The organism is Streptomyces sp. NPDC005151 (genome assembly GCF_053599875.1).
Window position 1 is genome coordinate 1 of the sequence record NZ_JBSFYR010000213.1, and the last position, 3675, is coordinate 3675.

Below are 3675 nucleotides of genomic sequence, written 5' to 3' on the forward strand. Positions count from 1 at the left end.
CGACCACGTCGCCGGGATCAACGTGCGCAACCGCGCACGCTCGGCGTGGGTATTCGTCAACATGCCCGATCCGCTCCCGGCCTGAACCGGGAGCGCTAGATGTGACCCGTGACCGCCCTGTCGTAGGGGGCAGTCGGGAGCATAAGCGGGGCCGTATCGAACCGAGTCAGCAAGCTCGGTCGTTTACGGCCGAGTAGTTGACATCTCGCCCGCCCGGCGCAGCCGCGCGTCGCCCCGGAGTCTTTCGGGCGGCTGGACCAAGACCTTCACCGACCCCCGTCCCCGTGCCGCCATCGTCGACCGCCTCACCTCCAACGGCACCATCATCGATTCCGGCACCGACGCCTACCGCCTCGCCGGTACCCGGGCACGAGCAGAAGAGCCCTCTGCGGCCGGCTGAGCAGGTCTTGGGGGGGCCTGCGTGCTCGGGCTACGACCGTCCGTGACGTGCCGACATCGAGTGCCGCTACGACATGGCGGGCGTATTGTCCATATATGTGCGACGTTCGGTTCGGCTGGTGCGACATACCATCGCCGGCACCGGCAGGTCGTGGCCGACGTTATTGCCATCCGGTACACCGGCAGGTGGCCTGGCGGGCCCGGCGCCGTCGGAGGGAGGGCGCAGAGGCTCGGCAGGCGATGCTGCTCGTCGGCGCTGAGCTGCTGAAACGGGTACAGGCCGTCGTGCAGCAGGTGAGTGACCTTCCCCCAGCGGGAGACCGCCAATGCGCCGCTGTGTCGGGGATACCTGGAGCGACCGGGCTCCTGTTGCGCGGGGCGGTGTCGGCCGACGGGCGAGCCGGGGGCGGCCGGGCACGGATCGGCGCCGGCCTCGGCACCAGTGCTGAAGCCGCCCGGAATCGCTACGGGCGCGTGAGGGGACCCCGGTCCGGTGTCACCGAGGGAGGGTGAGAACGTGCGGGAGACGGCGTTCACCCCCGCAGCGGGTTCAGGTCTGGAGTTGCTGGACCCCGCTCTGGTCCGGGTCGTGACTGAGACCGGTGCGTCTGTGGGTGTGGTGTACCTGCTGCCGTCGGGCGAGACGGTACTGCGGATGGCATTGCTGACGGGGGTTCCGCCGCAGATCGTCGCACCATGGGCACAGGTGGCGCTGGCGGCCCCGATCCCGGTGGCCGAGGCCGTACGCGAGCGGCGCGTGGTGTGGGTCGGTAGCCGTGAAGAGATGGCACGGCGCTACCCGAGGGCCGCGCTCGTGGTGCCCTACCACTTTGCGGCAGCCGCAGCCCCGATCACCACAGGCGACACCGATCGGGGCGGGCTGGTGCTGCTCTGGCCCGGTTCGCATCCGCCGCAGCTGGCCCAGCACGAGCGTGATGCGATCGGCGTCTTCTGCCGCCACACCGGCCCGCTCCTGCAGCGGGCCGCCGACAGCGACCGCCCGGTGCTGCCCGGATCCGAGCCGCGGGTGCTGCCGCCGTACCGCTCCTACACTCCGTGTCCGGGCGAGGCAATGGCCGCGGTCGACTTTGCCGAGCGCCTGCCCGGGGGCTGCTGCGCGCTGGACCTGGAAGGCCGGATCTCCTTCATCACCACTGCCGCTGCAGAACTGGTCGGAGCAGCAGTCCCTGACCTGCTGGGCGCGCTCCCCTCGCAGGCGCTGCCCTGGCTGGATGACCCGGTCTTCGAAGACTGCTACCGATCCGCGGTGGTCAGCCGCCAAATCACGTCCTTCACCGCCCGGCGCCCGCCGGATCGGTGGTTGTCCTTCCAGCTCCATCCGGATGCCTCCGGTATCAGTGTCCGTATCACTCCTGCCCCCGCGGCCCATGCCGAGGACACTCCGGAGGCGCAGCGCCCCGCGTCGCCGGCCACGTCAAGCCGGGCAGGGGAGGCCTACCACCTGCTTCACCTGGCCGCCACGCTCACCGAAGCCGTCGGCGTGCAGGACGTGGTCGACCGGGTCCCCCGCCAGATCATGCCCGCCTTCGGTATCCAGGCCCTCGCCCTGATGACCGCGGAGGAAGGCCGCCTGCGGATCATCGGCCACCGCGGCTATGCCACCGAACTCATGGACCGCTTCGACGCCGCCCCCCTGAGCTCACACAGCCCAGCCGCGCGCGTCCTGGCCACCGGCGTTCCTGCCTTCTTCTCCACCTTCGCGGACCTGAAACGCGCCTATCCCCCCGCCGTCCTCCAAGACGACATGGCTGCCTGGGCGTTCCTGCCCCTCACTGCCTCCGGCCGCACCGTCGGCTCGATGGTGCTCGCCTACGACCGGCCCCACCCCTTCACCACAGAAGAACGCGCCATCCTCACCTCTATCGCCGGGCTGGTCGCCCAAGCCCTGGAACGCGCCCGCCTCTACGACGCCCAATACCAACTCGCCCACAGCCTGCAGGCCGCCCTGCTGCCCCACGCCCTGCCCCCGATCCCCGGCCTGGACCTGGCCGCCCGCTATCTCCCGACCACCCACGGCGTGGACATCGGCGGCGACTTCTACGACCTCATCCGCCTCGACGAAACGAACGCCGCCGCTGCCATCGGTGACGTCGAAGGCCACAACGTCAATGCCGCCGCCCTCATGGGCCAGGTCCGAACCGCCGTCCACGCCACGGCCGGCGCATCCCCCGGTGAAGTCCTCGCCCACACCAACCACCTGCTCACCGACCTCGACCCGGGCCTCTTCACCAGCTGCCTCTACATCCACCTCGACCTGGCACACCACCGTGCCCGCCTGGCCACCGCCGGCCACCCTCCACCGCTCCTGCGCCACCCCGACGGATACACCGAAGTCCTCGACCTGCCGCCCGGGCTCGTGCTCGGCATCGATCCGACCGCCGACTACACGACCACCGAGATCGCCTTGCCACCCGGCAGCGTGCTTGCTCTCTATACCGACGGACTCGTCGAAGCCCCCGGCGTGGACATCGAGGACGCCATCGCCGGCCTCGCCGAGCATCTTGCACGAGCCCCGGGCGAGACGGCGGAGACCCTCGCCGACAATCTCGTCCACTACGCCACGCAGTGCGCACCCCGCAACGACGACATCGCCCTGCTCGTCATCAACGTGCAACGGACCGGCGGATAACACGAAAAAGTGCACTCCCCGTGTCCCGTCTTTCGTGAGATGGACATGAGGGGGGTTGCCTCCGGCCTGCGAGTGGTGGCGCGAGTCCACCAGGCCACGGTCGCCCGGCAGCTCGGCAAGCGAGCGCAGAAGCGCAGACCACCGCCACAACGACCAGCTTCCGTGGCGACGTCCAGCCGTTCCGTCAAGAAGCGCCATGATCCAGCTGGACGGCGCCAGCGTGTCGGCGGCCCTCACCGAACGTCGACGGCCCTGACACCATCGGCGTGGTATCAGGGCCGTCCCGCGGGTCCGGCGTGGGGCACCGGATTACTGCAGTTATCTAGCACATTGCTGCAGAGGGGATGTAAGAGACACGCGCGCTCGAAGTGACGTGACCTCTTACGAGCGATGGATCCGCCAAGTGCTTGGCCGATGGACCGGCTGAGCTGCGCCTTCATGCCGGGCCGGTGACTGTTTCGATCGATGACCTGGGCCGTGGTGGCGACCGCAGGACGTGCGTGGCATGCCGACGCCGTGTTGGTCCGCGAGAGGGGTGTGGTGGGTCGCTGTGGCGGCCGGGGCGGTGGGTGGATGGCGATGAGGGCTGTTCAGGGCGGTGGGGGTGAGGTTCTGGGTGTGCTGGA

1 protein-coding gene and 1 pseudogene are annotated in these 3675 nt (G+C 69.7%); both read left to right on the plus strand.

Annotation, left to right across the window (positions count from 1 at the left end):
• Positions 1-247 precede the first annotated feature (247 nt).
• A pseudogene (locus ACWD6R_RS40060) lies at positions 248-400 on the plus strand (IS21-like element helper ATPase IstB); the annotation flags it as partial.
• A 516-nt stretch (positions 401-916) separates the two neighbouring features.
• A complete protein-coding gene (locus ACWD6R_RS40065; RefSeq protein WP_451823266.1) occupies positions 917-3049 on the plus strand; it encodes a SpoIIE family protein phosphatase in 2133 nt (710 codons plus the stop codon).
• Positions 3050-3675: the final 626 nt, after the last annotated feature.